This window comes from Oleiphilus sp. HI0079, assembly GCF_001635105.1.
Window position 1 is genome coordinate 1 of the sequence record NZ_LWFT01001146.1, and the last position, 1066, is coordinate 1066.

2 protein-coding genes are annotated in these 1066 nt (G+C 44.7%); both read right to left on the reverse strand.

Annotated elements, in window-relative coordinates:
* Positions 1 to 105: 105 nt before the first annotated feature.
* Complete coding sequence (locus A3750_RS20270; protein ID WP_082862980.1) at positions 106 to 354, reverse strand: hypothetical protein; 249 nt, start codon at positions 352 to 354, stop codon at positions 106 to 108.
* Between the two features lie 46 nt (positions 355 to 400).
* Positions 401 to 931, reverse strand: coding sequence for a hypothetical protein (locus A3750_RS20275; RefSeq protein ID WP_068451196.1), 531 nt, complete (start codon positions 929 to 931; stop codon positions 401 to 403).
* Positions 932 to 1066 lie beyond the last annotated feature (135 nt).

Genomic DNA, 1066 nt, shown 5'->3' on the forward strand with positions numbered 1-1066 from the left:
GAAATAAAAAATGGGGCTTTACGCCCCATTTAAAGTTGTTTTGAAGATTAGAATTAACCGCTCGAAGTTTCAGCCTTTCGAGATGTGTGCATCGAAGGCCCTCGTTTAATGAATCGTCGAAGGCACTTCGTCTTCCTGTTTTGCTTCATATGCTGCGCGCGTTTTCGCGCTTGCAGTTTGGACACCTGCGCCGATCATAGCCTTGGCAACATCAACCTGGTGTTCGCGAAGATACTCAATAACTTCTTCTGAAAACTGAATAGTCACCAATGCTTCTTCGTCATCCATGCGCTTAAGCACGAACTCTCCGTCGTCTTGCTCTACAATTTCCAAAAACGAACTATCTGTACTCACACTGACTCCGAACTACTGTCTTAATTTGGTCGATATGGTAACACAACTACCATTCTGAATGCTGTTCTCTGACATGCTCAATAAACAGTTTTAACTCTGTTAACATTCGGGAGATATCATTGAGGCCGTTTAATACAGAGCACGGTCGAATATCGAGCTGAACGATGCTTAGCCCGTCATAAACAACCGCGTTCTCATCATTTGTTTTTTTATCCGCCATGCTAGCTGAGTCGGCCCAATCTATTGCATTTAATCGCTCCAATTCTATAAAACCCTTTACCCAACTATCAGGTTGCTTTAACTCTGCCTTTAGTTGATCAAGACTGGGAGAGCCAGCAAACGTTTGCTCAAAGTCTTGCAAAGACAAAACCCGTGCCTTCTTTGCTTTGGGTGCTAATAGCCCCACCCACTCATTCAACCAGCACGCCCAAAGCTCGCGCGCACTCAAAATTGCACCGTTTTGATACATCCTAACGCCTAATAAAGGCGCGCCAGAAGCCTCAAGATCTTGGGCTTCTGACAGCATTTTCTGCGCAAATAACAGCTGCGCTTGGACAGCCTGTTTCCATGAACTCATTGCAACCTCCTGCTCGATTCGAAAATTATACGCGAATCAAATTGTTAGCGCGTACTTGAATAGCAGAGCCGCATGATCTTTACTGTTAGGAGGCATTGAACCAAGGATAAAACGGCCGAATGAGTACTAAAGTAC

Bases quoted from the DNA above. Each gene is read 5' to 3' on its own strand.
- A3750_RS20275 (WP_068451196.1), bottom strand. From the start codon at position 931: ATGAGTTCATGGAAACAGGCTGTCCAAGCGCAGCTGTTATTTGCGCAG.